The sequence below is a fragment of the Gemmata algarum genome (genome assembly GCF_034097035.1).
Classification (GTDB): domain Bacteria; phylum Planctomycetota; class Planctomycetia; order Gemmatales; family Gemmataceae; genus Gemmata; species Gemmata algarum.
Window position 1 is genome coordinate 104,837 of sequence record NZ_JAXBLV010000222.1, and the last position, 26,678, is coordinate 131,514.

Annotated in this window: 21 protein-coding genes; 8 read left to right on the plus strand and 13 right to left on the minus strand. The window is 66.3% G+C overall.

Annotated features, from left to right (window positions below):
• The first annotated feature begins 16 nt into the window (after positions 1-16).
• Both R5W23_RS27105 and lptE read left to right on the plus strand, forming a co-directional pair.
• Positions 17-1,261 (plus strand): tetratricopeptide repeat protein, encoded by a 1,245-nt coding sequence (locus R5W23_RS27105; protein ID WP_261186407.1) that lies wholly within the window; start codon positions 17-19, stop codon positions 1,259-1,261.
• Positions 1,262-1,510: 249 nt separating this feature from the next.
• The gene (gene lptE, locus R5W23_RS27110; protein WP_320689054.1) at positions 1,511-2,224 is read left to right on the plus strand and encodes an LPS assembly lipoprotein LptE; all 714 of its coding nucleotides are present in this window, start codon (positions 1,511-1,513) and stop codon (positions 2,222-2,224) included.
• 54 nt (positions 2,225-2,278) lie between these two features.
• Here lptE and R5W23_RS27115 read toward each other — a convergent pair whose 3' ends face one another.
• On the minus strand, positions 2,279-2,872 hold the full coding sequence (locus R5W23_RS27115) for a D-sedoheptulose-7-phosphate isomerase (RefSeq protein ID WP_320689056.1): 594 nt from the start codon (positions 2,870-2,872) through the stop codon (positions 2,279-2,281).
• A 211-nt stretch (positions 2,873-3,083) separates the two neighbouring features.
• On the opposite strand from R5W23_RS27115, the gene pdxH reads away from it, so the two are divergent.
• Positions 3,084-3,737: a pyridoxamine 5'-phosphate oxidase gene (gene pdxH / locus R5W23_RS27120; RefSeq protein WP_320689057.1), complete on the plus strand. Its 654-nt coding sequence runs from the start codon at positions 3,084-3,086 to the stop codon at positions 3,735-3,737.
• 6 nt (positions 3,738-3,743) lie between these two features.
• Here pdxH and R5W23_RS27125 read toward each other — a convergent pair whose 3' ends face one another.
• From R5W23_RS27125 to R5W23_RS27145, 5 genes are read right to left on the minus strand one after another with little or no spacing between them, the layout of a single operon-like run.
• Positions 3,744-4,760, minus strand: coding sequence for a DNA polymerase III subunit (locus tag R5W23_RS27125; RefSeq protein WP_320689058.1), 1,017 nt, complete (start codon positions 4,758-4,760; stop codon positions 3,744-3,746).
• Between the two features lie 8 nt (positions 4,761-4,768).
• Positions 4,769-5,419, minus strand: a complete 651-nt coding sequence (gene tmk / locus R5W23_RS27130; RefSeq protein WP_320689059.1) for a dTMP kinase — start codon at positions 5,417-5,419, stop codon at positions 4,769-4,771.
• Between the two features lie 12 nt (positions 5,420-5,431).
• Positions 5,432-5,677, minus strand: a complete 246-nt coding sequence (locus tag R5W23_RS27135) for a lipoyl domain-containing protein (RefSeq protein ID WP_320689060.1) — start codon at positions 5,675-5,677, stop codon at positions 5,432-5,434.
• Between the two features lie 16 nt (positions 5,678-5,693).
• Entirely contained in the window at positions 5,694-6,590 is an 897-nt protein-coding gene (gene lipA, locus R5W23_RS27140; protein ID WP_320689061.1) for a lipoyl synthase, read from the minus strand.
• The gene (locus R5W23_RS27145; RefSeq protein WP_320689062.1) at positions 6,568-7,311 is read right to left on the minus strand and encodes a lipoyl(octanoyl) transferase LipB; all 744 of its coding nucleotides are present in this window, start codon (positions 7,309-7,311) and stop codon (positions 6,568-6,570) included. The genes lipA and R5W23_RS27145 overlap by 23 nt, the downstream gene beginning before the upstream one ends.
• 106 nt (positions 7,312-7,417) lie before the next feature.
• Here R5W23_RS27145 and R5W23_RS27150 point away from each other — a divergent pair, with 106 nt between their 5' ends.
• Entirely contained in the window at positions 7,418-9,124 is a 1,707-nt protein-coding gene (locus tag R5W23_RS27150) for a glycosyltransferase family protein (RefSeq protein ID WP_320689063.1), read from the plus strand.
• A gap of 3 nt (positions 9,125-9,127) precedes the next feature.
• On the opposite strand, the gene R5W23_RS27155 is transcribed toward R5W23_RS27150, so the two are convergent.
• The 7 genes from R5W23_RS27155 to R5W23_RS27185 all read right to left on the minus strand — a co-directional run bounded on the left by R5W23_RS27155 (position 9,128) and on the right by R5W23_RS27185 (position 19,939).
• Entirely contained in the window at positions 9,128-10,078 is a 951-nt protein-coding gene (locus R5W23_RS27155) for a CHAD domain-containing protein (protein WP_320689064.1), read from the minus strand.
• A 6-nt stretch (positions 10,079-10,084) separates the two neighbouring features.
• Positions 10,085-11,995, minus strand: coding sequence for a GTPase (locus tag R5W23_RS27160; protein ID WP_320689065.1), 1,911 nt, complete (start codon positions 11,993-11,995; stop codon positions 10,085-10,087).
• 282 nt (positions 11,996-12,277) lie between these two features.
• Entirely contained in the window at positions 12,278-14,146 is a 1,869-nt protein-coding gene (locus tag R5W23_RS27165; RefSeq protein ID WP_320689066.1) for a GTPase, read from the minus strand.
• Between the two features lie 143 nt (positions 14,147-14,289).
• Entirely contained in the window at positions 14,290-15,414 is a 1,125-nt protein-coding gene (locus R5W23_RS27170; protein WP_320689067.1) for an NAD(P)/FAD-dependent oxidoreductase, read from the minus strand.
• A 148-nt stretch (positions 15,415-15,562) separates the two neighbouring features.
• On the minus strand, positions 15,563-17,749 hold the full coding sequence (locus tag R5W23_RS27175; RefSeq protein ID WP_320689068.1) for a DUF6797 domain-containing protein: 2,187 nt from the start codon (positions 17,747-17,749) through the stop codon (positions 15,563-15,565).
• A 554-nt stretch (positions 17,750-18,303) separates the two neighbouring features.
• The gene (locus tag R5W23_RS27180) at positions 18,304-19,092 is read right to left on the minus strand and encodes a 3-keto-disaccharide hydrolase (protein WP_320689069.1); all 789 of its coding nucleotides are present in this window, start codon (positions 19,090-19,092) and stop codon (positions 18,304-18,306) included.
• A 118-nt stretch (positions 19,093-19,210) separates the two neighbouring features.
• Positions 19,211-19,939, minus strand: a complete 729-nt coding sequence (locus R5W23_RS27185; RefSeq protein ID WP_320689070.1) for a hypothetical protein — start codon at positions 19,937-19,939, stop codon at positions 19,211-19,213.
• A 629-nt stretch (positions 19,940-20,568) separates the two neighbouring features.
• Between R5W23_RS27185 and R5W23_RS27190 the strand changes: the two genes are divergently transcribed.
• From R5W23_RS27190 to R5W23_RS27205, 4 genes are all read left to right on the plus strand, one after another.
• Positions 20,569-22,623, plus strand: coding sequence for an ABC transporter ATP-binding protein (locus tag R5W23_RS27190; RefSeq protein ID WP_320689071.1), 2,055 nt, complete (start codon positions 20,569-20,571; stop codon positions 22,621-22,623).
• A 95-nt stretch (positions 22,624-22,718) separates the two neighbouring features.
• Positions 22,719-24,197, plus strand: coding sequence for an ArnT family glycosyltransferase (locus tag R5W23_RS27195; protein ID WP_320689072.1), 1,479 nt, complete (start codon positions 22,719-22,721; stop codon positions 24,195-24,197).
• A gap of 29 nt (positions 24,198-24,226) precedes the next feature.
• Positions 24,227-25,108, plus strand: coding sequence for a glycosyltransferase family 2 protein (locus R5W23_RS27200; protein WP_320689073.1), 882 nt, complete (start codon positions 24,227-24,229; stop codon positions 25,106-25,108).
• A complete protein-coding gene (locus R5W23_RS27205) occupies positions 25,105-26,502 on the plus strand; it encodes a DUF6513 domain-containing protein (protein ID WP_320689074.1) in 1,398 nt (465 codons plus the stop codon). Before R5W23_RS27200 ends, R5W23_RS27205 begins: the two co-directional genes overlap by 4 nt.
• Positions 26,503-26,678 lie beyond the last annotated feature (176 nt).

Consider the following 26,678-nt stretch of genomic DNA (forward strand, 5'->3'; position numbering starts at 1 on the left):
TGGGGAGAACGCACGGATGCGGAAGCCAGCCGACAGGACGTTCCGACCCGGCCGCACCGCGGCCCTGCTCGCCGCGCTGGCGCTGCTCGCCCCTGGGTGCACCACGGCCCGGAACTTTAAGGAACGGGTCAGCAACGCCGCCAAGCCCATCCTGAGTTCGAGCTACAACGACCCGCTGGCGGATCAGAAGCTCGCCGCCGCCGAGCAACTGTATCAGAACGGCAACTACAAACAGGCCCTCGGGGAGTTCCGCACCCTGGCCGACAACCAGAGTAACCCCAAGGACCTCGCGGAACGCGCCCGGTTCATGCAGGGCGAGTGCCGCTACCAACTCGGCCAGTACCCGGAGGCCGCGGACACCTACCACAAGGTGCTCCTCGACTTCCCGACCGGGGCCTACCGACGCGACTGCTGTGCGCGGATGTTCCAGATCTGCGACTACTGGCTCGACGACTTCCGTGCGGAACTGGAACAGCGTGCCGACGAAAAGGGCGTCATGCGCTGGCGGCCGAGCTGGCCGCACCTGCTCGACCGGTCCCGGCCGCAGGTTGACCAGGAGGGGTACACGCTCGAAGCGCTCCAGCGGGTCCACACGCACGACATCACCGGGCCGACCGCCGACAAGGCGCTGTTCTGGTGCGGGTACGTGAACTTCATCCGCGGCAACTTCAGCGAGGCGGACCAGTACTTCAGCCAGTTCTGCGAACTGCACAAGGACAGCACGCTGCTGCCGCAGGCGATGGCGTTCGCGATCCAGGCGAAGAACAACGCGACCGGCGGGGCGAGCTACGACGGGCGCAAATGTGCCGAGGCCCTCCACCTCGTGTCGGTCGCCGAAAGTTCGGTGCCGGAACTGGCCAACGACCCGGCGATGGCGGAGAAGCTGACGCGGGCCAAGTTCGCGATCCGCTCGCAGCAGGCCGAGAAGGACTTCCGGATGGCCGAGTACTACGAGCGCACCGGTCACCCCGGGTCCGCGGTGTTCTACTACGAGCTGGTGCGGCGCCGCTACGCCGGCACCAAGTACGCCGAAGCCGCGACCGAGAGCAAGGAGCGCCTAGTGCGGCTCATGCAGGAAGGGCGACCGGAGCCCGGTAACGACCCGTTCGCGATCGCGCAGGCGAAGTTCAACGAGCTGTTCGGCCGCAACAAATCGTTGGACGAAAAGGACCGCGCCCGCATCGATCCGAATCTGGTCCCCGCGGGCGGACCGCCGGCGCCACAGCCCCAACCGATCGGCGGGGGTGTCCCGCAGCAGTAAGCGGGCGGAGTCAGGGTGCCCGCGGCGCGTTCGGAGCCGCGGGACGTTTGCGACCGCGGGGACGTGTCGGGCGTCCGTCACCCGCGGGCGCGGCCGGAACGCCCGACCTGTCGCTGAGAGGTTCGCATGGCGAACGCGGGTCGTCGGCTCCTGGTGCAACTCGTGTCGGGTGTTGTGGTGGTCGTGCTCCTGGCGGTCGTGGCCGGGGTTTCGCGTTGCGGTGTTGTGACGCGCCATTCGGGATCGAATATGTCAAAAAGCGAACACGGACCCACGCCTGGACCCACAGGGCCGGTTGCCCCGAGCCGGCGTCAGTTCCTCGCGGTGGTGGGTGGGTCCGCCGCGTCGATCACCAGCGGGTGTCAGAGCGGGTTTCGGATTTTCGGGTACGATGTCGGCGCCGGCGCGCTGTACGACCAGAACATCCGCACGGTTTACGTGCCGCTGTTCAACAACCGCGAGTTCCAGACCACCCCGTACCGCGGGTTCGAGGTCGATGTTACCCAGGCCGTGATCCGCGAGATCGGCAAGACCACCGCGTTCCGAGTGACATCCGACCCGTCGAAGGCGGACACCGAACTGCTGGGGAACGTCGTGATGATTCAGAAGATGATTCAGAACTTGAACCAGCAGAACCAGATCCGTGAGGCGGAGATTCAGGTCGCGGTGGATGTCGTTTGGCGCGACCTTCGAGACGGAACCATCCTGTCCAACCCGCGGAAGCCAACACGCCCGGGACTGAACCCGCAGCTCGACGGTCCACCCGTGCCGTTCGATCCGAACGTGCCGGTGCCGCCGGACCGGACGCCGCTCGAGCGGCCGGAACTGGGCAAGGGTGTGGCGCGCATCCTGGCCACGGGGCGCCTCATTCCGGAACTGGGTGAGACCAACGCATCCGCCTCGAAACGTATTCAGGATCAGATCGCCGTTCAAATCGTGTCCATGATGGAGAAGCAGTGGTGATTCGAGGGATCGGAAGCCGTAGCAGTCTGCGGCTTCCGATCCCTCGACTTCCGTCTACTGAAGGGAGATCCGCCGGTAGGTGTCGTCCACGACCCAGTGGAATGCGGTCAGGTGGATCGACTCGACGATGCCCATGTCGTCCAGCGGCACGTGGAGCCCGTGGTGCGCCAGCCCGCGGAGCTTGCCGCCGGTGAACCCGGTGCAGCCGTAGGTCGTCAGGCCGTTGTTGTTGGCCCACTCGACCGCCCGCAGGATGTTCGGGCTGTTGCCGCTCCCGCTGATCGCGACCAACAGGTCACCCGGGGAGGCGAGGTTCTTGAGTTGCTCAACGAACACGCGGTCGAACCCCTCGTCGTTACCCCATGCGAGGATGTAAGGGGTGTTGTCGGTCAGGCTCAGGACTTTCAGCCGCTTTTTGGAGTCGTCGTCAAAAAACTTGCGCGCCAGTGTACCCTTGCCCATGTCCTCGCAGAAGTGGGAGGCGTTCGAGCCGCTCCCGCCGTTGCCGATCACGAATACGAATCGCCCCGCGAGGTACCGCTCGTGGACGAGATCGGAAAGCCTCTGAATCTCGTTAGGATCGATCCGCCCGAGCTCTTCTGCCACGCGGGCCAGGAACTGTTGGGGGTTGAGCGTCGTGCCGAGCATTCGATGGTCCTTGGTCAAGGGTGCCCGCGTGCCGTGGGCAAGGTTGGGCGCGGCGAATACGGGTGCGGTTCATGTGTTCTATCGCTCCCGCAGTCTGGGCGGCACCCCGTGAGCATGAGACTTGTGGTCCGAGAGTGCGCACTTGCCGGGCAATAAGCGGCGCGGGTGAATAAAATGTGCGGGTACACGATTGGGCTTGGAGAGTGCATGTATGCCGAGCGAGGAACAGTTGCGACTCGCGGACCTGCGCAAGGAGTACTCGACCGGAGGGCTGACGGAGACCGACGCGGGCTCCGATCCGTTTGTGCTGTTTCATCGCTGGTTCGCGGACGCGCTTGCGGCTGACCTCACCGATCCGAACGCGATGATTCTGGCCACGGTCGGCGGGAGCGGACATCCGTCGGCCCGTGCCGTACTTCTGAAGGCGCTCGACGACCGCGGGTTCACGTTTTTCACCAACTATGACAGCCGTAAGGGACGCGAGCTCGAAAAGAACCCGAGCGCCGCACTCGTCTTTCTCTGGCACCCCCTGGAGCGCCAAGTTCGCGTTGAAGGCACTGTCGAGATGGTGTCCGCGGCCGAGTCGGACGAGTACTACAAGAAGCGCCCGCTCGGGAGCAGGTTAGGCGCGTGGGCTTCGCCTCAAAGTGCCGTCATTGCAGGTCGCGAGGTGCTGGAACGGGCGCACGCAGAGCTGACGGCCAAGTACCCGGACGGCGACCCACCGCGTCCACAGAACTGGGGCGGTTATCGTGTGGTCCCCGCGGTTATCGAGTTCTGGCAGGGGCGGCGAAGCCGGCTTCATGACCGGATCGTTTTCACTCGTACTGGAACGAGTTGGACGCGCGAGCGGCTTGCCCCTTGAAGCGACTTACCGACTCGATTCACGTGGGAACTTCGTCACCACCGCTTCCACGATCAGCATGAGCTGAACCCGGCGCTCGACGTGGAAATCGGCTTCCACGAGCGCGTCGAGTAGTTCCATCAACCCGACGGCCCCGATCCGGTCTGCGAACGCCCTTAGCAGGGGAGCTTCGGCGGCGTCAAGTTCGGGCACCGCAGTACCGAGAGACAGCTTCAGTGCGTTCTGAACCGCTTCGATTAGAAACTGAAGCACCAGTGACGTTCGGAGCCGCTGCGGGGCGGTTTCTTTTCCGGCTTCTTCGTTGAATCGTGCCCATGTTTCTGCCAGCTGCTGAAACGGCGGGCGCGGCGACATCAGCCCTTCGAGTAGCTTTTGCCGCACTTGCCAGATGGAATCGTCGTCGAGCGCCAACGCGCGAGTGACGCTACCGGCGCCGAGCTTGGCGAGCCGGTCGAGCTTTGTTGGGTCACCTATGCCCTGTTCCGCGAGAACCTCTTTCAGGTCCGCCGGACTCAGTGGCGAGAACCGCACGATCTGGCACCGGGACAGGATCGTCGATAACTGCCGGTCGGTGCTAGTACCGATGAGTAACAAGAGAGCGCCCTGCGGCGGCTCCTCGAGCGTTTTCAGAAACGAGTTGGCCGAAGATGCGTTGAAATCATCGGCGTCCTCGACGATGCCGATCTTGCGCGGCCCGCGAGTCGGTTTCAGCGCGATTTGCGCGCAGAACGCTCGCATCTCATCCACCGGTAGCTCGTGCTTGTCCTCGGGCGTGCGCAAAAAGAGGAGATCAGGGTGGGTGCCGACATTCACCTGCGCGCACGCCGGGCAGCGGTCGCACGCGGTCAACTTCGCCGGAGGATGCTCGCACAGGAACGCCTTCGCGAGTTCACGCGCGAACTGTCGCTTACCCACGCCGTCCGGGCCGACGAGCAGATAGGAGTGCGCGAGCCGGCCTGCTTCGAGGGCAGCGGCGAACGTGTTTCGGGGTGCGTCCTGCCCACGGATGCGGTCCCAAGGCATGCCGGTTCTTACTCCTTCACGTTCCACCCCCGGTCGCCGAGCACCCCGATGACCTCACGGCGGACCGTCTGCTGAACGCCATCCACGTTGGCGGTCGCGTCGACGAGGCGCAACCGTTCGGTCCGGCGTGCGACCTCGGACCGGAAGCCGGCGCGCACACGCTCGGCGTAATCAGCTCCACGGGCTTCCATGCGATCAGCTTCGCGGTTGCGCCTCACTGCCGCAATCTCGGGTGGCAGATCGAGGACGAGCGTGAGGTCCGGTTCGAGGCGCTCGGCACCGCCGGTGGCGAACGTCCCGACCTGCCACAACTCCTCAGGGCTCAATCCGCCGGCGTGCCCCTGGTAAACGACGTTCGCGAGCAGGAACCGGTCAGATACGACCACTTCGCCCCGCCCCAGTGCGGGCCGAATCACCTCTTCCACGAGTTGCGCCCGGGACGCCATGAAGAGCAGCGCTTCGGTTCGCGTGCCGATGCGGTGATCGCGGCCGAACAGGAGCAGCTTGCGGAGTTCTTGACCGAGCGGCGTGCCACCCGGGTCGGCGCAAGCGGTGACCGGAACGCCCTGCGCGGCGAGCCACTCGACCAGAAGGCGACACTGGGTCGATTTGCCGGTGCCGTCGAGGCCGTCGAGCGACAGGAACACGGGGCGCGGCATGGTGGTGGCTCGTTACTCTTCGACAACGGTTCCCAGGGCAGCGCCCGGTGTGAGCGGGGCGTTCGGCAGTGCGAACGTCTCGACGAGTCTGCCGGTGGCCGGGGCCGGCACATCGAACGTTGCGCCGGGGATCAGCACCTCGGCGATTCGATCTCCCTCGGTCACACGGTCGCCGACACGGACGTGCCACAGGCTAAAGACGACCCGAGCGGAACCGAGTTCGGGTAGCGTTATGGTCGTGCGGTCCGGTTGCGTCACAGGCGCACCCCTTCACCTAGTGCGGCACCATATCGTCCGCGTGGTAACTGGACCGCACGTACGGTCCCGCGACGACCTGCTTAAACCCGATCAGCCGGGCCAGTGACGCGATCTCGTCGAACTCCGCGGGCGGTACGAACCGCGCGACCGGCATGTGCTTCGCTGTCGGGGCGAGGTACTGGCCCAGTGTCAGCACGTCGCAGTTGATCGACCGCAGATCGGCGAACACGTCGAACAATTCGTCGCGGGTCTCGCCGATCCCGAGCATGAGCCCGGCTTTCGTAACGACCTGCGGTGCGCGCTGTTTGACCCGCTCCAACAGGCCCAAGCTCCGGGCGTACAAGGCCCGGCCCCGGACGATCCGGTGGAGCCGCGGTACGGTTTCGAGGTTGTGGTTGAACACCTCGGGGCGCGCGTCCGTGACCGCATCAATAGCGGTGGGGTCGCCCATGAAGTCGGGCGTGAGCACCTCGACCGCGGCGGCGGGTAACCGGTCGCGCACGGCCCGGATGCACCGCACGAAATGGTCCGCGCCGCCGTCCGGTAGGTCGTCGCGCGTCACAGACGTGATGACGACGTGCTTCAGGCCCAGCCGCGCGGCCGCCTCGGCGAGTCGGGCCGGTTCGTCGGCTTCGAGGGACTCCGGGGAGCCTTTTGGCACTGAGCAAAAGCTGCACGTCCGGGTGCAGTAGTTGCCCATGATCATGAAGGTCGCGGTGCGGCGCGACCAGCACTCCGGGCGGTTCGGGCACCGCGCGCTCTCGCACACCGTCTCCAAGCGCAGGTCCTCAATGAGGTGCGCGGTGAAGTTGTTCCCGTTCCCGGACGGGAGCGGGCGCTTGAGCCATTCCGGCAACCGGTGACCGGTGCGGGGCGGCGGTGCGGGCTTGTCAAGAAGCGTGAGGGAGCGCATGTCGGGTGGTTCGCGGGAGTGCCGCGGGGTGGTGGTGGAACACTGAAACGCGCGCGAACCCGAACCGGGCCGCGATCAGATCGAGCAACTTCTGTCGCACGCCGGAAACGCGAACCCGCAGCGGGCTCTCGCGCTGGAGTGAGGTCATCGGTACCGGGTCACCGTCGCACTTCACCTCGCGGAAGGGTGCCAAGTCTGGGTTCACGTTCAGCACGATTCCGTAAGAGCTGACCCAATCGCGGACGGCGATCCCGATGTGGGCGAGCAGCCGGCCGTTGGCACGCACCCCAGGACGCTCGGGGGGGAGGGTCCCTGTGATGCCGTAATCACGACAAAGGTCGAGGCAGACCGCTTGTAGTTCAGCGAGGTAACGGGCCGGTGACAGGTTGAGTGCGTCGAGCGGGAGCACCGGAAAGCACGCCACCTGTCCAACTTGGTGCAGAACGGCGCCACCACCGCGCCCGACCCACCGCACCGGCCAGCGCCGAGCCGCCAGCGATTCCGCGCTGGGGCGAATGTGAGCCGCGCTCCCTTCGCGCCCGACCGTGATTCCTGGTTCGATTTCACACAGAATGACTGCGCCGGAGTCGCGATCGCCGCTAACGTCGTAGCGGAGCCGGCGCTGAAGCGCGCTCAACTCGTCGAAGCCGAGGACGCCGAGCAGGTACGCAGCCAGCGCCCGGGGGGGAGCGGTGTCGTCTTGTCGAAGGCGTTCATGCACCGCGAGAGTCCCTACGTGGCGGCCAGTGTCTTCTGGCGGTATTTTACCACCCGCGGACAACTTCACCCAGCCGAAGTGGCTCGAAGAACCTGAACCGGGGTAGTGATTGAACGCTGAGCGACTTTCCGCGTCCGCCCCTCTCACCGGGCGACGCCTGCCATTTGTGCTGGCCGCGCTGGTCACCCTCGCGAATGTTGCGAAACCTGTGACGGTGGACGACACCGCGTACCTCCTGTTCGCCAGACACATCAGCTCTCACCCGACCGACCCTTATGGCTTCACCCTGTTCTGGTGGGACCGACCGGAACCTGCGATGGAGGTGCTGTGCCCGCCCGTAGTGCCGTACTGGCTGGCTGCCGGGATGACGCTGTTCGGTGAACACGTCGGGCTCCTGAAGTTGTGGCACTTTCCGTTCGTGCTGCTCCTGTCATGGGCTTTGAACGCGCTTCTGGTCCGCTTCGCAAGAGGCGTGGAGGGCGTTGCCCTCCCGGTGCTGATGCTCTCGCCCGCCGTTCTGCCCGCGCTGAACCTCATGCTCGATGTGCCAGCACTGGCGCTCGCCCTGGCGTCGGTTGAACTGTTCATCCGTGCCGCGGAGCGTGGTCTGGGGCTCGCGGCACTCGCGGGCTGTGTCGCCGGACTGGCGATGCAGACGAAGTACAGCGCGTTTGTGGCTCCGGCGGTGATCGCGTGGTACGGGATGACACACCGGCGCGTACTTCCCGCCGTGTGCGCGGTGTTCGCTGCTGTTGCATTATTTGCGGGCTGGGAATTGCTGCTCGTCGCAAAGTACGGCCGATCACACTTCGCGTTCCACGCCAGCTCGTCGGGCGGCGGCGGGCTGAGTGCGTTCGTCGAGTCCAAGTTCGCTCTCCTCGCACCACTGGGCGGTTACCTGGGTTGTCTCGCCGTTGGTAGCGGCCTGCTTGCTCTCTCCGCACTGCGTATTTCACGGCTCTGGATCACCGGAGCGGCTGCGGTGTGGTGCCTCGGCTTCGGTTTGCTCGCCACACTGCCGCGCCGGTGTACCGTTGTCCCCAATCTCAATCTCGTGTCGGCGTACTGGCAGTTGAGTGGGCTCATCTGGCTGATGGCAGGAGCGGGATGTTTGGGCGTGCTGCTGTTCCGGGTCCGAACGGGGTTGGGCGTTCGTGTTAACCGCGGGGCACTGTTTCTTGCCGGTTGGCTGCTCATCGAACTGGCGGCGGCAATTGGCTTAACGCCGTTCCCGGCGGCCCGGCGTGTCATCGGGGTCAGCATTGTGTTGGGTCTGGTTGCGGCACACGCTTTAAGCCGCGTTTGCCGGCTCCACCCGGACCGCTTGCCTTCTCGGTGGGTCGTCGGGGCGGGGGCGGGGGCGGGCCTCCTGGTGGCTGCGATCGACACCCTCGACGCGTACCCGGAGAAGCTGTGCGCCAAAGAAGCCGCGCTACGGGTTGCACGGGCACGAGCGGAGGAGCCTTTGTCGGCGGGTCAGGTGTGGTACGTCGGACACTGGGGCTTTCAGTACTACTGCGAGCGAGCCGGGATGCGGCCGCTCATCGCTCAGCAGACGGAGGCGCGTGCCGGGGACTACCTCGTTGTGCCCGAATACCCGCCCGATGATCCGTTCCCGCGGCCGTACGCAGGGTTCGATGTGCGGCATCCTCCGGAATGGGTTGCGGACGATCTCGGCGGCATTACGGTAGACGATCTGCTCTCGGCGAAGACCGTACCGAATTACTACGGCGGCGCCGGTCCCGTAACGGGGCGAGACCATCCCCGGCTGCAAGTGCGCGTGTACCGGCTGCGCACCGATTGGGTGATGCCGTAAGCGCTATCCGGTAATGGTCGCTGCGGTCAGTTCGAGCTTGAACATGGAGGTCATTTCGAGCCACTGCTGGCGCCAAGCCGCGAACGCCTCGCGCCCCGCCGGGATCTTGGCTCGCAGCTCAGAAGCCAGCTCGTTCAACCCGGGCTTCACGCGCGCCATCTGTGTGGGGAGCGCTGCGCCGAGGCGCCCCCGGATGTCGGACAGCCGGTCAAGGCCGACCGCGGCGTCCTGGACCTCGCCGAGCACTTCTTGCACCCGCTCGACCGCCGGGTAGACCGTGTCCTTCAGGAACGGGGGGAAGCACGCCGCGAAGATTTCGATCGCGTACCGGAGTCGCTTCGCGGTGATCCGCAGGGCGTGCAGGTCGACCGGTTCGGTCGGGTTCGCTTCGGCCTCGTCGGTCAACTCGCGCATCAACTCGCCGAGTTGCTCGATCGCCAGCGGACCGATGGTTGCCGGGGCGTCGGCGCCTTCGGTGTGGTGGGCGCGGGTCAGCAGCGCCTCGGCCGCGGCGCGGAACTCTGCACCGTGCCTTGCTTCGGCGTCGGCGAGGTGGGCTTGCGCCACGGTTCGCTCGCCGAAGGCGTATCCCAGCAGGAAGTCGCGTGCGGGCTCTGCGTCCGGACCCCGAAACGCCGTCGAACCGGGCAGGGCGGCGAGGAACACGTCCCAGTCGCGCGCGCCGCCAGCCGCCCGGCGCAGCGCGCGGAGGGCTTCCTTTGTGGCTTTGAGGTGCTTCCGCGGGAACGCAGAAGCGAACACGCGAAGCGCGGCGCCGGCGCGGCGGGTGCCGACCCGTAACTGGTGAACAAATTCGGCGTCTTCCCAGGCCCGGCCCGCCGCGAGCGGGAGGTACTGCCGTACTAGTCTAAAGCGCTCGGCGAGAACCCGACCGGCCGCCTCGGCAACCGGCACTTCGGGCGTGAGGCCCGTGATCCATTTCCCTTCAGCCATGAGATGTCACTTTCCGTACAGCTCGCCCACGTGTGCGGCCTGTTGGCGCTCGGTGAGCCAGTTCTCAACTTCTTTCGTTTCGGCCACAAGCCCGTCTACCTGTTTGCGCTCTTCGCGGATGGCGCCGGCCACCTCGCCCGGGATCGCGAGGTACGCGCGCCCCAGCTCCGTTGCCATTCGGTCGCCCAACTGCCGGCGGAACTCGGCCCGGATCGTCGGCCAGCGGATCGGCAAGAGCAGCAGAATGAGCAGGTGGACCGCCACGATTACCACGAGCGGGATCAGCACCACCAGCAACATCTGGAACATGTCCGGGGTGATGCTCGGCGTGGGGACGAAAAAGTTCCACAACAGCGTGCCGACGGTCGCCACGAGGGCGATCTCCGGGAGCGTGTTCGCCGCGACGGTGAGCGTGCCGCGCAAGGCCCGACGGAAGCCCGTCGGGTTCGTGGCCTGGCGCTCCACTTCGGCGAGCGCGTCGATCACGGCGCGGGTGACCTTGTCGCGCCAGTCCAGCCGGCCCGCCGCGTTCGCCGGTTCGCTCAACAGCGTGAGGGCGAACCCTTTTGACTCGGCGTCCACGAGCAACCGGTTGATGAGCGCCGCCGTGCGCTGGTCGAGCACGCGCTCCCCGGCGGTGCGGGCGCACTCCTGCACGAACGCGCCCAGGTTCCATTCGACCGGCGTATCGACCTTGGCGCCGAGTAACTTGCCCTTCAATCCCGCGAACGGGATGCGGTCTCGTAGCCCGCTGCCGGCGTACCGGAGACGCGTGGTGACGCGCAGGTACGCCGCCATCAGCCCGCGGAACCGCTGCTGGTCCTCGACGCTGAAGTGGTGCTCGACCTCCGTCTGGTACGGTTCCAGCGTGCCGACCAGTACATCGGCTTGTACATCCGCCTCGTCCGCGAGTGTCGCTTCCCACGCGGTTTTGACCTTGTCGGCCTCGGCGGTGAGGTCCGGCGGCCGGTTCGCCTCGGCGACGCGCACAACCTGCGCGAGCAGTTGCCCGACCCCACGCGCTTTAACGGCTTCGATCTCGAGCTTCGTCAGCCCCAGTTCGAGCCAGCTCCGCAGGAGCGAAAACTGTTCTCCTTCCGGGAGGTCGGCGGGACGGGGCGGGGGGCCGCTGCCGGGATGAGACTTTGCTGCGTCGAGCCACAGCTGCGCTGTGGTGCGGAAGAGCAGGGGGCTCTGGAAGCCCTCGGCCTTGAGGTCCGCGAGCAGGTCTTCGTCGGGTCGTACCCCGCTCTCGCCGGTGAGGCACCGGTCCCACTTGTTGAGCACGAACGCGAACGCCCGGCGCTGTCGCTGCTGCTTGAACAGATCCCACACGATCCGGTCGTGGTACTTCTCCTGGGAGCCGACGTACAGCACGATGTCCGCGACGGGCAGCAGGGCCACGAGCTTGTCGCGGTTACTGAGGTCGTTGGAATCCACGTCGGGGGTGTCGACGATCACCTTCTGTTCGAGCCCCGCGCGGTCGTGCTGGACCAAGCGGCACAGCCGTAGTGCCGGGTCGAGCCGCTCCGACTTGACCGAGTGGTGGAAGTACACCACCGGGTCGCGGGTGGTCGGACGGGTGAACGACGCCTGCGCGATCGGCCCGCCGGCGAGGGCGTTGAGGAGCGTCGACTTGCCGACACCCGTGCCCCCCATCAGCATCACCACCAATAGCGGCTTCTCGACATCGAGCGTTTCGGCCTGCCGCCGCAGGTCGTCGGCGAGCCCTTCCAGCTCGGCCCGCTGCATCATACTGAGCGGGTACTTCCGGCGCGAGTCGAGCCACGACCGCACGGGCCGCTCCAGCCCGCGGAGAAGCGGTGCGAGGGTGCGCAGCAGCGGTTGCGGCGGCATCTCGGGCGCGACGGGGGCCGTGGCGGTGGGGGCTTCTTGTTCGGGTCCGCTCGCGCTCATGCGATTCGTTGCTCCTGGCTTCCCGTCACCCCGGGCGGCGCTCCGGGAACACAGCGGTAGCGAAGTGCCCCCAAAAGGGGAGCGGAACACCCGCTCGGCGCCCTCGCGGGCACCAGTCGTCGTGCCCATTCTTCGGGCGAGTCGCGCTCCGCCTGGATTTCCGAAGGAACGCGGTACGCTTGAAATTCGAGCCGTTTCGAGTTCCGCATCCCCCACTCCCTGCCGCACGAAGCCGGTTAAAACCGCGTCTGAGGACTTTTTCTGCGGCCACGCACCGTGTGGTCACGGCCCGGCGGGAGGCGCGACCGGCACCGGCGGCACTTCTTTATGCTGCGTGAGTGCTGACGCCTTCGTAGCGACTCGCGCTTCCAGCGCGCGAATCGATTCCGGCACCCGGCGGAGCACCTGCTGGAGCTTCTCCAGCGACGTCCCCCCGGTCGCGGGCCACTCGGTCAGCCAGTTCGCCAGTGGCGCGCTCAGGGAGGCGGTCATCAGCGACTCGCGGTGCGACCGGACCCGCTGCCGCGCGCCTTCCGCCACCGCCCTGGTGGCGAGTTCCGCCGTCTGGTGCGATGCCGACACCCCGAGTGGGATGAGCAACAGCCCCCAACCCGGCGGCCAGGTCGAATACACCACGCCCCCGATGATGGCGAGGTCCACCGCCAACTTCCCGCCCCGGAGCGAGTACAACAGCACCGGGTTCTTCTCCAGGCCGTTTACCAGTGCCCGGCCGGCCTGTTCGAGGTCGTCCGTCTCTTTCAGCTCGAAGGACCGGAAGTCGGTGGCGAACCGGTCCCGGGCCTGGGGCGCGAGTTCCGATTCGAACCGGATCGACACCTGCTTCCAGATCGCATGGGCGCCGGCCTTGCGCAGCGCCTCGGTGTGCAGCGCGTCCAGCCAGCCCGCCAGCGCACCCGAAAGCACCGACTCTTCCGACAGGTTTAGCACGTCCGGGCGCACGAGCAGACCGTAAATCGCGTCGCGGGTCCACCGGTACGGCGCCCGAAGCCCCCAAAAGATGCCGCCGACCACGCGCCCGGCCGCCGGCAGCTCAAGCAGGTCCGTAAGCCGCTCGCGGTACCGGTCGAACCGCTGGAACTGCTCTCCCGACAGAAATTCGCGCCGGTAGCGTTCCTCAAAGGCCGCCTTACCGGACTGCACCGCGGATTTCCACGCGTCCAGTTCCGTGAAGTCGCGCTTGGCGACTTCGAGCAGCCCTTCACCGGCGGTCGACAGGTATTTCGCGGCGTTGGTCACCGTTCGGGCGCGCGTCAGGGCGTCACTCTCGCACTGAACCAGGATCTGGTTCAGCAACTGGACGCGGTACTGCGCGCCGGCGCCAGCCGGGTCGGACCGGTCCGCGACGCTCATGTGCGGGATCGCGACCACGGGAACGGCGGGCGTCTCGCCGTTCGGGAGCTTGGGGAGCCGGCCCAGGATCTCCTGCTTGAAGTGCTCGATGAACGCGTCGGCGTCCTGCGGGCGCATCTTCGTGAGCGCCACGACGACCGCCTTACCGGCCTTCACGAGCAAATGCAGGAACTCGGTCGGGACCGCGTCGTTGTACCGCTCGTCCGACGCCACGTAGACGATCACGTCCGACAGGGCCGAGATCTCCAGCAGCCGGCAGACGTAGTTCTCCGCCGCCCAGGTGGTCATGTCCGGGCAGTCCCAGATCACAAACTCGCCCAGCGGGTGCGAATACCCCTCTTTCGCGTTCGCCGGCAGCGGGACGCGCTTCACCTGATACACGTCCTCGTCCACGCTCGCAGGCTTGTCTTCCGAGAGCTTGTGCATCGAGCCGAGGAAGCCGAGGTAGCTGGGCCACTGGAACGCGGGGCCGGGCGGCAGGAACGCCGTCGGGTGGCGCGTGAACCCGGCCTGCGGGTTCGCCTCCGCGACCTTTGCTCCCGCCAGGAAGTTCACCACCGTACTCTTGCCCGCGCCGGCGCCGCCGACCACCGAAACGTGCAGCGGCCGGGGGGGCTGGCCCTCCAGGAACGGCCCGATCACGTTGCGCGTCAGCGCGGACGCCAGCCGCAGCGTGGCCGCGTGCGCGGACAGCTCGGGCTGCCGGCGGCAGTGGTCTTCGAGCCAGCGGAGGTCGTCGGCCAGTTGACCGACGGCCGAGCGGTGTTCGGTCGGTTGCATGCCTCTATTATCGCAGATGTCAGGGCGAACGGCCGGAAAGAGTGCCGGTTGCGAACGATCGACGGGTTGAACCGGATTGACAGGACGGAAAGAACGAATGCTCTTTAAATTCGTTCTTTCCGTTAATTTCGGCGCAACCGCTTTCAGCTCCGGAACGCGGTCTTCGCGTTCGCGCCAGGGCGGCGGTCCAGGGCGAACGGGCGCAGGTCCACACACGCCGGTTGCCCGGTCAGTAGTTCGGCCACCACTTGAGCGGTGCCGACCGAGAGCTGCACCCCGGCGCGGAAGTGACCGGCGGCGATGAACACGCGGTCGGCGCCGGGGACCGGCCCCAGGTACGGTAGCCCGTCCGGCGACCCGGGCCGCAGCCCGGACCAACTCGCCTCGACGGTGGGACCGTTCGCGAACTGGAGCACGTCTTGGGCGAACGCGACCAGCCCGCCGATGCCTTCGGGCGTGGTGCGGTTCTCGAACCCGGCTTCGGGTTCTTCCGTGGAACCAATCAGCGTTAAGCCGTCGCCGCGGGGAACGATGTACCGCTTCCCCAACATCAGGACGCGCGACCCGGCCGCGCCGCGGACCGCCGCGATCTGCCCGCGCACGGGGTAAACGTGCGGCGTGTGTCCGAGCGGCAGGAGGAGCGGTTTGCTCCAGGCCCCGGTAGCCAGAAGGAAGTTGCCGGCCCGAGCGACAACGCCGGACGAGAGCCGCACTCCGGTAACCCGCGCGTCGGTGAACTCCCACCCGTCCGCACCTTCGCCCGGCCGGAGCGTGACGCCGGCCCGTTCGCATGCGGTAATCAGTGCCCGGAGGTGCCACGGGTTTCGCACCTGCGCGCACCCCGGCAGGAGGTACGGCTCCCCTTCCACAGTGCCGAGCGGTTCGAGTGCCCGCGCTTCTGCCATCGTGAGGCGCTCGAACGCGATCCCTTCCGCACGCCACATGTCCACAACGTCGGTGTCGTCGGGGGAGAGGAACTCCAGGGCGCCACAGCGCCGGTAGCCGTTATCGATGCCCGTGAGACAAAGTAGTTCTGCGGATAGTTCCGGGAACCGCACCGAGCCGATGCCGCGGAGCCGGTCGGCGGGCGTGGCGGCGCGGTCCGGGCGCCCCGGGGGCACGATCCCGGCGCCGGCCCACGACGCCTCGCGGCCGAGGTCGCCACGGTCGTACACATGGACTGACGCCCCCGCCCGCGCGAGGAAGTACGCGGACGTGAGGCCGATCACGCCGCCGCCGAGGATGAGGACGTCTGGTGAAGCTGGCATACCGGGGTCAGCCGTTTCAAGTTCCGGGTTTCAAGTTCCGAGCCGCCCCCGGCTCGCTCGGCGCCCGGCGGTGCGATCGCCGGGCGGCACACGCGGCTCGGGGCTCGGAGCTTGAAACTCACCGGAATTGTATGCCGGCCCGGCGCTTTCAGTTGGTGCTGTTGATCGTCAGGACCACCGAGCCGGTCACCGCGGCGCCGTCCGCGGCCTTCACGTTGTACCCCACCTGCATTTGCATCACCGGCTTCAGGGCCGTGAAGGTGAGCTCCAGCGTCCGCCCGTCGGTCGAGAGCGTGGCGCTCTGAACGGGAACGTCGTCCTGGCCCTCGGCGTTCGGGTCGGACGGCCTCCAGCGCTTGGAACCGTACTCGCCACTCCACCGGTAGTTCCACCATGCGCAGCGGTAGTTGTCAATTACTGCGATCGATTTCGGGTCCAGGGGCCGGGCGAACGTGAGCTTCAACACATTCCCGCGCACCTCCAGCCCCGTCGCCACGTCGAGCGGCTGGCCGGTGTACCGCACGCGCTGCAAGCACCCGTCCGCCCGGGCCGCCGTCTGCCAGCCGTTGAGCCCGCACACGTACAGGTTGCCATCGGGGCCGAAGCGCCCGCGGCACACCCCGGACAGGAACTGGATGCCGAGGCCGGCGACCCCGCCTTGCGCCGAGCCGTCGCTCAGCTCCTGCCGGAGCAGCACGTAGGGCCGGCACCGGCCGTAGGAGAGGTGGAGCGGGAGCCCGGCGAGCGGCCCGAACGCTCCCTTCGGCACCCAGACCTGACCGCCGGCCGAGTTGTCCACCTCGCGCGGAAGCCAGCACAGCGGGTTGTCGTAAGTTGTGGGCGGGGTGGTGCGGTGGTGCCCGCGCATGTCCCCGTAGAACCCGCCTTTCCGGTACTGGTCGATGCGGGTGGCGGGCATCCAGTTCCCTTCCTGGTCCGCGCCGGTCAGCACGCCGGTCGGCGACATGCCCATCCCGATCGGGTGCCGGAACCCGGTGCAGAACACTTCGGCTTTCGCGCCGTCCTTTGTCACGCGGATCAGAGTGCCGCCGGACGGGAGGTGCGTGTCGCCGGTCTTGAAGAAGTAGAAGTTGCCTTCGGGGTCGGTTTCCAGGCAGGTGTCGTAGGAGTGTTCGCCGGCCCCGGTGTGCCAGTCGTTGCTCACGCACTCGTAGAAATCGGCCTCGCCGTCGCTGTTCAGGTCGTGGAGGCGGGTGAGTTGCCCGCGCTCGAGAACGACCACTTTTCCGTCAACAACCTTCAGCCCGAGCGGGTGGTATAGCCCGGTCGCGTGCCGCTGCCAGGAGCACGTACCCTCCTTCTCCTCGACCGTGACCAGCCACACGTCGCCGTGGCAGGTACACATTGCGATCCGGCCGTCTTTGAGGAAGTCGACGCCGGTGCAGAAGAACAGCGCGCCGAAGCGGTTCTTGTATGGGATGGTCAGCGTGTCCAATGCGAACGCCCCGGCGGGCTTACCGCGGACGAGTTGGGTGACGATCGGATCGCCCCAGCGCTTCGGGCCGCCTTTGGTCAGACGTGACGGGGCGCTTTCGGCCGTGGTGTCCGCTGACTTGAGTGACCCGCGGAGCGACTCGCGTGTGACTGATGTGATGTCGGCCGGCGTAACCACGTGCGATCCGTTCGGCCCCGGCGTGCCTCGCGTGACGACGGCCTTCCCGGGGCGCACTTCGGTCACGCGGACGAGAGTGGGAGTTCCCTCGTTCGTCTCGCCGGGTTCGAGCGTCTGAAACACCTCCCGACCGTTGACCGTGTAACTGAAGATCACACGGGAGCCGTGAACATACAGTCCGCGGTACTTCACCCACTCCCGCGGCAGCGGCGCGGTGAACGGCTTCGGCGCGTCCCACGTGCCGTTCGGGGCGGCCCAGCCGGGACCGGCCGGGTCGGCGGACAGCATTTCGCCCTTTGGGGTGGGCGTGTTGAGCAGGCCGAAGCGGCGGTCGCTGTGGTTCAGATATCCGCCGGCCCACGCGGCACTCACCCGCATGGTGGAGCGGTCGAATACCGCCGCGAACTCGTCCTTCGCGCCGACCCGCACGACGGTCGCCTTGTAGATCGTTTCACGTCCCTTGCCGAGCGGGTACTGCATCGTGCAGTTCAGGAACGGCCCCGTGTTCATGTCGCGGAACCGCGGGTCGATCCAGTCCTTGTCGGTCATCCGTTCCCACGGCTCCGCCTTTCCTACGGCCGGGCGCGGGGTCCAGTCCGCAAGGGCCGGGTCGATGCCCGGCGGCACGGCCGGGCGCGGGGGCGGGGCGGCGGGGCGATCGGGCGCAGCCGAGACGGCCACGAGGAGGAGAACGAGAGGCATGAGGCACCCAAACGTGGTGGGGAGCGGTGGCGGATGACGGCAGTGCCGGGTTCCGTTATTCCGGCGGCACCAAAGAGGCGCAGGGCGGAATCGCAAAAAATGTATCCAACTTCTGCACGATCGGCATAGGCACGCGAGGCGCATCAGAGCCGTGGTGGATTGCTGAGCCGCAGGCTAAACCGACGAGAGACTGCCTGAACGGCGAGCGAGGCCACTGCAGGGCCGACACGCATTAGTTTGCTTGTTTTTCCAATGGAATCGCAGTTGGTCCTTTAGTTCTGAGTGCATTTCCGCCGCTGGCAGCAGCACGAATCTCTGGAAAACCAAGCAACAAGAATCCGCGCTGGGCGGGGTCGGATGAAACCCTTCGCCAACGCGGAAACGGTTCAATCGGCCCGAGTTCGTGACATCGCCTCTGGCGAAGAGGCGAGCCGGATTCAACGCGAATTCGTGCGGTCGCCCGCTGTGCTTGGAAGCAATTAATCGATTTGTTGAAAATAAAATATTGTTGGGCGATAGTTAAATTGCAATGGTTGCGAGATGGTTTTGCGTGCTTATTTTAGTTCTTTGATGTAGATGTTTTTGAACCAGAGCGGGTCGCCGTGGAACTGGAGTTCGATGGGGCCTTTTTCAGGCACCGGTTTGCCGCGCTCCCAGTAGTTCAGCAGCTTTGCTTTCTGAACTACGAGTGAGCCGTTGAGGTTCACCGTCACCTCGTCGCCGAGGACAATGATGTGAAAGGTGTTCCATTCGCCCACGGGTTTGTCGGCCTTCTTGAGTGGGATTTTGCCTACTTTCTGACCTTCCTTGAGTTTCAGCATGTTGTCGGTCGATTTCGCGGCGTCGGCCGGGAGCGGGTTGTTCCACAGCCCGCCGGAGCCGGTGTTTTTGTCCTCGTTCCGGGCGCCGGGTGAGTTTTCCGAGTCCCAGATCTGAACTTGTGGCTGCCCGCGTAAATATAACCCGCTGTCGCCATTCTTTTCGATTTTCCAGTCCACCATCAGTTCGAAGTTGCCGTAGTCCTTGTCGGTCACGAGGCTGACGCCGCCCTTCCCGTCGCAGTGAATCGCGCCGTCGATAACCTTCCAGTGTTCCGTCGCAGTTTTGGTTCGGGCGGCTTGCAGTTTGGCGAGGTCTTCGGGCTTTTGTTTGGCCCGCTCGACCATCGTGGTGTGCCCTTTCCAGCCCGTCAAATCCTTGCCGTTGAACAGCGCCGTGAACTCGGCCGGAGGCTTATTGTCTTCGGATCGCGCCGTCGAGGTGGCGACGGCGATTGCGATGGCCGCCGACACGAGACAAACTTTCATTAGCAGCTCCAAGATGCGGAGGAAGGCGAGCGGCATCAGGCTACCCGTGGCGCGAACCGAGAGCAAGAGGTATGGGGCAGAGTTGCGGCGCGTCGCGAGCTCGCCGGCCCAGTTGGGCCGGCGAGCTCGCGACGTTTTCGGGATGAGTTCTCCGCTACCCGTGGATCTCGGCCACCGCAAGGTACAACCGGGCAAGTGCGTTCCAGCCACTCGTCTCCGGAATCGCTTCGATCGCCTTCTGAAGCGACGCGCGAGCTTGTGCGAACCGGCCGAGGAACAACCGTGCCATCCCACGATTAAACGACACCGCGGGCGACTCACTCATCGCGTCCCAGGCGGCGAGGGCTTCTTGGCATTTGCCGCTTTGCCATAGTAATGCGGCCTTTTCGTTCTCGCTGCCACCCGCACCGGCAAGCAGGTCATCAGCAACACCGAAATCGCCGAGCGTTCGAGCGATGCCGGCGGCCACAAGGGCATTCGTCTTAGCGTTCTTTTGGACCCACGCCCGCAGGGAGGCAAACCCCGGAAGCGGGGACTCTGTGCCGGTCGGCCGCAGTTCGTCCGGCCGGAACTGTGTAAGCAGGGGCTGTAAGTCTTTTACCCGTTGCGGGAAATGACCGGCTGCCATCGGTACTGCGAACGCCGCCGACGGTTGACTCACCAGCGCGGCCCACTCGTTCGGCATGGCACCAAGGGAACCCAAGGTGTGACTGTTCGCGTCGATCCAGGCCGCCCGCGGATCGACCCGGAACCCGGCCGCGACTTCGTGCGGTTCAACCTCGCTCTCGCCTTGTTCGACTGCCGTCGTGGCGTCTGAACGGGTGGCGAGGAATCGCAGCGTGAGCGATTCGAGGCTCGGTTGATTCGCGTTCGGGCGGGTCATGGATTCTGCTCCTCGCGGCCCCGGCGATGACCACCGGGCACCCCTGTAACGCGACTCCGGACGATGCTTGCGCCACGCTGAAGGGAAAAAATACGATGCCCATTGTACGCCTGCGAGGCGACGGTGTGCGTTGCCGAAATTGAGCACTGTGAATTCGCTGAAGCTAGTTGTAAGCTATTTATTTTCAATAATTTTGATTCGTTTCGTGCGGTGGGTGCCTTGCTGGCTTTGAGTCTGAATCCGACTCATCGCCCGAGGGGGAATCTCATCTCTGGCTCGCGTCGGGATCACAATTTGGGAGGAAGTTGCGGCGCTCTTGCATCCGTTGGCCTTGGATCGGACCCATCTGGGGTCGGATGACCGGCACTGTAAACGCGGTCAGCAGGTTCCGACCCGGCAACCGTTGCCGCCCAGCACGGGTCGTATCGGTCGCGCGGGGACTTTTAGGCAACGGCCGCTTCCACTTGTTGAGGAGGGTTCATGTACCCGGCGAATCCACATGCGCGACCGCGAGACGACAATGGCTCTCTGCCGGCGAGGTAAGCCGGCTTGTTTGGCACGGCCGGGAAGGTTATAACGCCGCCCCTCGAATCAAAAGTGCCATCGGGGCAATGGGAGAGCGGCGAGCAATGCGGAACTTCCGGCGGAGCGTGTGGTTCTCGTGGCCGTACCGGTGGCGGTTGGTCACGTCGATCGTGTGCGCGCTGGTGGTCGCGGTGCTGTGGAGTGTGAACCTCGGCGCGCTGTTTCCGATCCTCAAACTGCTGAAGAGCGGGCAGACCCTCCATCAGTGGGTGGATGTGGAGATCGCGGAGCAAGAACGACTCCGGGCCGAGCGCGCCTACGAGGTGGACAAGCTGAACGTCGCGCTGGCGAACTTGGCCCGGCAGCCCAGCACACCCGAGAGTGAGAAAGACAAGCGGCGCTGGTCGAAGAACCTGGCCGATCAGACGGACGCTCAGAACTATCACGCGACTCAGTGCGCCGGCTACCGGTGGCTCCGTGACAAGGTGATCTCGGAGCTGCCGCAGGACGCTTTCCAAACGTTCCTGTGCGTCATCGCGGCGGTGCTCGTGTGTGTGGTCGTGAAGGGCGGCTTCGAGTTTACCCACGAGTCGCTCGTCGGGTGGGTTTCCCACCGCACCCTTTTCGATCTCCGTAACGCGTTCTTCCGGCGGATGGTGCGCCAGGACGTGCGCCAGCTCTCGGCGGCGGGAACCAACGAACTCATGGCCCGGTTCACCAACGACACCGAGCAGGTGGGCGGCGGGCTGAAGGTGCTTTACGGCCGGGTCGTTGCCGAACCCCTGAAGGCCCTCACCTGCTTCATCGCCGCGTGCATCATCTGCTGGCAACTGACGATCGCGTTCGTGATCGTGGTGCCGCTCGCGATGTACGTGCTGGCGCGGGTGAGCAAGGCGATGCGCAAAGCGGCCAAGAAGGCGCTCCAGCGCATGTCCGCGATGTACAAGATCCTCAACGAAGCGTTCAGCGGCATCCGGGTGGTGAAGGGCTTCACCCGCGAGGCGCACGAGCGGCGGCGGTTCCGGGTGGCGAACTCGGAATTTTTCCGCAAGTCGCTCCGGCTGGTGAACATCGACGCGTTCACCAACCCGGCGATCGAGGTGCTTACGATCCTGGCGGTCGCGATCGCACTGGGGGCCGGGATCTATCTCGTGCTGTCGAAGGGGACAAGTATCTGGGGCATCCCCATGTGCTCGCAGCCGCTCAGCCCGGAGACGCTGATCCAGTTCTACGTGTTCTTGGCGGCGATCGCCGACCCGGTGCGGAAGCTGTCCAGCGTGTACACGAAGATGCAGTCCGCGGAAGCGGCGGCGGCACGCATATTCGAGCTGTACGACCGCGAGCCGACCGTGCGCGGCAACTGGAACGGACCGCGACTCACCGGCGTGCAGAAGCAGGTCGAGTTCCGGCACGTGTGCTTCGCTTACAACCCGACCGCCGAGCAACCGACGCTCGACAACGTGACGCTCACGGTGAAGGCCGGCGAAACGATCGCGTTGGTCGGGGGGAACGGGTGCGGCAAGACCACGCTCCTCGCGCTGTTGCCGCGGTTCTTCGACCCGGACTCCGGCGCGGTGCTGATCGACGGCGTCAACCTCCGCACCGCGCACCTGCGGTCGCTGCGCAAATTGATCGGTGTCGTCACACAGGACACCCAACTGTTCGACGACACGGTGTTCGCCAACATCGCCTACGGGAAACGCGGGGCGACGCGCGAACAGGTGATCGAGGCCGCCAAGAAGGCCGACGCGCACGGCTTCATCCTGGCGACCCCGGGCGGGTACGACGCGCTGCTGGGCGAGGTCGGGGCGAAGTTCTCCGGCGGGCAGCGCCAGAAGATCGCGCTGGCCCGCGCGATCCTCAGCGACCCGCAGATCCTCATCCTCGACGAGTTCACCAGCGCTGTGGACCAGCAGAGCGAGGCCGACATCCACGCGGCGATCAAGGAATTCGCCCGGGGCCGCACGACGTTCCTGATCACCCACAAGATGCACACCATCCCGGACCTGGCCGACCGGGTCGCGATGATGGACGCGGGGCGGGTGCTGGACGTCGGCACGCACGCGGAGTTGTACACGCGGTGCGAGCCGTATCGCCGGCTGTGTGAGTCCGGGCATGTGCGCCGGCCGCTGTCCGAACCGACCCGCGACGCCGCATGAGCGCACTTCCGGCAGCTTCTGTTTTGGGCTCGCGGGCTTGGTCACCCGGGGCTTTCTGGCCCCGGATCGGCGCGTGCTGGCCATTTCTCCCCCTCGTGTTGTTCTTTTTTCAACTCGACGCACACGATCTGGTCCGCAGCCACGAGGCGCGGGCGGCCCAGAACGCACAGCGGATGCTGGACACCGGCGAGTGGGGATTGCCCACGCTCTTCGATGGTCAACGTGATCTCCAGAAGCCGCCCGCGTTCTATTGGCTGATGGCACTCTGCGGTGCGCTGAACGGCGGGGAGGTGACACCGTGGGTCGCCCGGCTGCCCGCGGCGCTGAGCGCGGTGTGTTGTGTGGCGCTCGTGTACGGGTTCCTCCGGCGTGAGGGGTACGGCACCGGCGCCGTGGTTGCGACGGTCACGCTCGCGACCGCAAACCATTTCGTCGCGATCGGGCGAACGGCCCGCATCGACGTTCCGCTGACCTGTGCGGTCGCGGTGTCGCTGCTCGCCTTCTACCGAGGCACGCAAGCGCGGGCCGCCAACTCGCTTGCGGGACGCAAGTCGGATTGCAACGGCTTTCCGACGGCCGCCCGGAATCCGGGCTGGTTTCTTCTGTCCGCGGTGGCCGCCGGGTTCGCGGTGCTGCTGAAAGGGCCGGTCGGTCTCGCGCTGATCGGAACCACCGCGGTCGCGTTCCTGGTGGTCGAGCGGTTCGTTTCCGCCCCCGGTGAGCGTCCCCGGCTGCCGCTGCGGTTCGCGGTGCTGGGTGTGTGTACGGTTGCCGCGGTCGCCGTGCCGTGGTTCGTCTGGGCCGAGCACGCGACCGACGGCGAGTTCGTTCGGGTGTTCTTCTGGTACCACAACGTGGCCCGCTTCACGGGCGAGTCGGAGGCTCTTGCGTCTCACCCGTGGTGGTACTACGGCCCGCGGTTCGCGCTCGCGTTCGCACCCGGCACGCTTCTGCTTTTGCCTCTGGGCGTGTGGGGCGTGCGTTCGCGCCTGTGGAACGAAGACCGCACGTTCCGGTTCGGCGTGGTGTGGCTCGTTGTCATGGTCGCGGTGCTGTCCGCCGCGCGGTTCAAGCGGGCCGATTACCTGTTGCCGGCGTTCCCCGGGGCGGCGCTCGTGGTCGGCTGTGCGGCCGAACGGTGGCTCGTGACCCGTACCGGTGGGCGGGTGGCGCGGCTCGCACGCGGCGCGTTCGTGCTTTTGACTGCGGCCGGCGCGGGCGTGTGGCCGGTGATGTGGTTCGTTGTCGAACCCGCCGAGGCGGCGCGACAGGAGAAGCGGCCGTTCGCGGCGGCCGTCCGGTCGGCGGCTCCGAAGCCCGAGGAGGTGCTGCTGTTTCGGACCGAGTCGCATTTGCTTGCCTTCCATCTCGGCGCGCCGCTACATACTCTGGTGGAGTGGGGTGAACTGAAGGAGGCGCTCGCGACCGGCCCGCGCGTGGTCGTGATGCCGCCGGAATGGGTCCCGGACGCCGAGCGCATCACCGGCCGCAAGCTGGTGGTGGTTGCATCCCTGGCGGACCTCACTTCGGCTCGACCGCCCCGCCCGCTGGTGTGCCTCCGCACCGCGGAGTGACGCCGGCACCACCGACCCGCGTTCCCCCTATGGCCAAGACCGCAGCACCCCAGCGCGACGGCGTCACCGTCGTGATCCCGGCTCACAACGTGGCCGCGCAGCTCGAAAAGGCGCTGCCCGCGTGGGGCCAACTGCTCGGGACGCTCAACCGGCCGTTCCAGATCCTCGTCGTGAACGACGGCAGCACCGACGAAACCGCGGCGGTGCTCCAAAAGCTCGCGGGCAAGGTGCAGCACTTCCGGGCGCTCGCGCACGATACGAGGCGCGGGTTCGGCGCCTGCCTCCGTACCGCGCTGGCCGAAACCACCCAGCCGCTGTTCCTGTACACCGGCACCGACGCGCAGTACACGCCGAGTGATGTCCGGCCCATGTTGGAGCGGGTCGAGCTGCGCGACGAGATTTTTGGCAAGCAACCCGACCTCATCAGCGGGGCCCGGGCCGGCTCCCCCCGACCAGCCGTCATGAAGTGGCTCGGGGGGACGTGGAAGCTGTTCTGGCGCGTGTTCGCCGGGCTGCCGATGAACGACGCCCCGCCGTGGTACGGGTGGGGCGAGTGGTGGTACCGCACCCGAGTGGGTTGGGTGTTCGGGGTGCCGCTCGCGGACATCAACAGCGCGTTCAAACTGTACCGCACCACGTTCCTGAAGCGGTTCCCGATCCAGTCCGACGGCGATTTCGTCCACGCCGAACTGGTCGCGAAGGCGACGTTCCTCACGAGCATCATGGACGAGGTGCCGCTCACGCCGAAGAGCGAGCCGCACCCGCCGCTGGGGCCGGTGTCCGCGGACCGCGCGAAGGTGTTTCGGAACCCGGAGTTCGCGTTCCCGCCGGAGCCGCAACCGAGTCCGCCGGAGCCGCCCGCACAACCGGAACCGGCGCTGAACGCCGGCTCGACCGTTCCCACGCCATGAGCCCGACGCGCGTCCTGTTCATCACCGGGAAGCTCGCGGAGCCGTCGCTCCGCCGCACCTTGGCGGAACTGGCGCCGCGGGCGGGCTTCGAGCCGCACATCGCAGTGCTGCCGATCACCGTCGCGGCCCTGATGACCACCAACTGGGTGTCCCGACACCTTCCCCCGTTGCCCGAACAGATCCAGCGCGTCATTTTGCCCGGGTTCTGCCGCGGCGAAGTTGAAGAGGTTTCGCGTGCGGCCGGCGCGCCCGCCGAGCGCGGGCCGGTGGATTTGCGCGACCTCCCGGAGTTCTTCGGCAAAAAGTCGCGGCCCGTCGATTACGGCCGGTACGACATCGAGATCCTCGCCGAGATCAACCACGCCCCGCGCAAACCGCTCGAAACGATCCTCCGCGAGGCGCGGCGCTACCGCGCCAGCGGGTCCGACCTGATCGACCTCGGGTGCGACCCCGGGCCGACCTGGGACGGGGTCGGCGCTGCGGTGCGAGCGCTCCGGGCCGACGGCTTTCGCGTTTCCATCGACAGCTTCAACCCCGACGAGGTGACCGCGGCCCTGAACGAAGGCGCCGAGCTGGTGCTGAGCGTGAACGGCACCAACCTCGAACACGCGCGGCGGTGGCACGTCCAGTTCCCCGATGTCGAGGTGGTCGCGATTCCGGACACGCCGGACGACCTCGACAGCCTCGCGCGAACCGTCGGAGCGCTCCGCGAAATCGGTATCCGCCACCGGCTCGACCCGATTCTGGAACCGATCGGGTTCGGGTTCGCAGCGTCTTTGGGGCGGTACATCGAAACGCGGCGGCGGTTTCCGGACGCCGAGATGATGATGGGCGTCGGCAACCTGACCGAACTGACCGACGCCGACTCCGCGGGGCTGAACGTGGTGCTCGCCGGGTTTTGCCAGGAACTCGGGGTCCGCAGCGTTCTCGCCACGGAAGTGATTAACTGGACGCGGTCGGCGGTGAAGGAGTTCGACCTCGCCCGGCGCTTGGTGTTCCACGCCGTCCGCGAAAAAGTCCTCCCGAAGCGGCTCGAACCGAATCTGGTGCTGCTCCGCGACCCCAAACTGTACGAGCAGGGTGCGGAGGTGCTCGAAGAGTTGGCCCGCCGCGTGACCGATCGCAACTACCGGATCTTTGCCGAGCGTGGGGAACTGCACGTGCTGAACGGCAGCGTGTACCTGCGCGGGACCGACCCGTTCGAGGTCTTCGAGCGATTGGCCGCAGCAGACTCGAAGCTCGACGTGCCGCACGCATTCTACCTGGGCTACGAATTCGCTAAAGCCGTCACCGCTCTCACTCTCGGAAAGAACTACACCCAGGACCAAGCGCTGCGGTGGGGCTTCCTGACGATCCCGGAAATCTCGCACCGCGAGCAGAACAAGCCAATCTGACCACCGTCGTGCCGCCGTCGTCGGTGAGGAGGCGTGCGACCGGCGCACCCGGCATTTCCCCACCCTCATTTCTCCTGCGGCACTTCTCGAAGTCCGCCTTTCATTGCTCCTGCGTTCGGTCTTGCGGTTGATGCGGGATTTGTGTTCCAAACGTAGACCGCCTTTTGTGAAGCGAT

Bases quoted from the DNA above. Each gene is read 5' to 3' on its own strand.
- lipA (WP_320689061.1), bottom strand. From the start codon at position 6,590: ATGCGCTCCCTCACGCTTCTTGACAAGCCCGCACCGCCGCCCCGCACC.
- R5W23_RS27115 (WP_320689056.1), bottom strand. From the start codon at position 2,872: ATGCTCGGCACGACGCTCAACCCCCAACAGTTCCTGGCCCGCGTGGCA.
- R5W23_RS27105 (WP_261186407.1), top strand. From the start codon at position 17: ATGCGGAAGCCAGCCGACAGGACGTTCCGACCCGGCCGCACCGCGGCC.
- R5W23_RS27165 (WP_320689066.1), bottom strand. From the start codon at position 14,146: ATGCAACCGACCGAACACCGCTCGGCCGTCGGTCAACTGGCCGACGAC.
- R5W23_RS27185 (WP_320689070.1), bottom strand. From the start codon at position 19,939: ATGACCCGCCCGAACGCGAATCAACCGAGCCTCGAATCGCTCACGCTG.
- R5W23_RS27170 (WP_320689067.1), bottom strand. From the start codon at position 15,414: ATGCCAGCTTCACCAGACGTCCTCATCCTCGGCGGCGGCGTGATCGGC.
- R5W23_RS27180 (WP_320689069.1), bottom strand. From the start codon at position 19,092: ATGCCGCTCGCCTTCCTCCGCATCTTGGAGCTGCTAATGAAAGTTTGT.
- R5W23_RS27155 (WP_320689064.1), bottom strand. From the start codon at position 10,078: ATGGCTGAAGGGAAATGGATCACGGGCCTCACGCCCGAAGTGCCGGTT.
- R5W23_RS27205 (WP_320689074.1), top strand. From the start codon at position 25,105: ATGAGCCCGACGCGCGTCCTGTTCATCACCGGGAAGCTCGCGGAGCCG.
- lptE (WP_320689054.1), top strand. From the start codon at position 1,511: ATGTCAAAAAGCGAACACGGACCCACGCCTGGACCCACAGGGCCGGTT.
- R5W23_RS27160 (WP_320689065.1), bottom strand. From the start codon at position 11,995: ATGAGCGCGAGCGGACCCGAACAAGAAGCCCCCACCGCCACGGCCCCC.
- R5W23_RS27190 (WP_320689071.1), top strand. From the start codon at position 20,569: ATGCGGAACTTCCGGCGGAGCGTGTGGTTCTCGTGGCCGTACCGGTGG.
- R5W23_RS27175 (WP_320689068.1), bottom strand. From the start codon at position 17,749: ATGCCTCTCGTTCTCCTCCTCGTGGCCGTCTCGGCTGCGCCCGATCGC.
- R5W23_RS27125 (WP_320689058.1), bottom strand. From the start codon at position 4,760: ATGCCTTGGGACCGCATCCGTGGGCAGGACGCACCCCGAAACACGTTC.
- tmk (WP_320689059.1), bottom strand. From the start codon at position 5,419: ATGCCGCGCCCCGTGTTCCTGTCGCTCGACGGCCTCGACGGCACCGGC.
- R5W23_RS27200 (WP_320689073.1), top strand. From the start codon at position 24,227: ATGGCCAAGACCGCAGCACCCCAGCGCGACGGCGTCACCGTCGTGATC.
- pdxH (WP_320689057.1), top strand. From the start codon at position 3,084: ATGCCGAGCGAGGAACAGTTGCGACTCGCGGACCTGCGCAAGGAGTAC.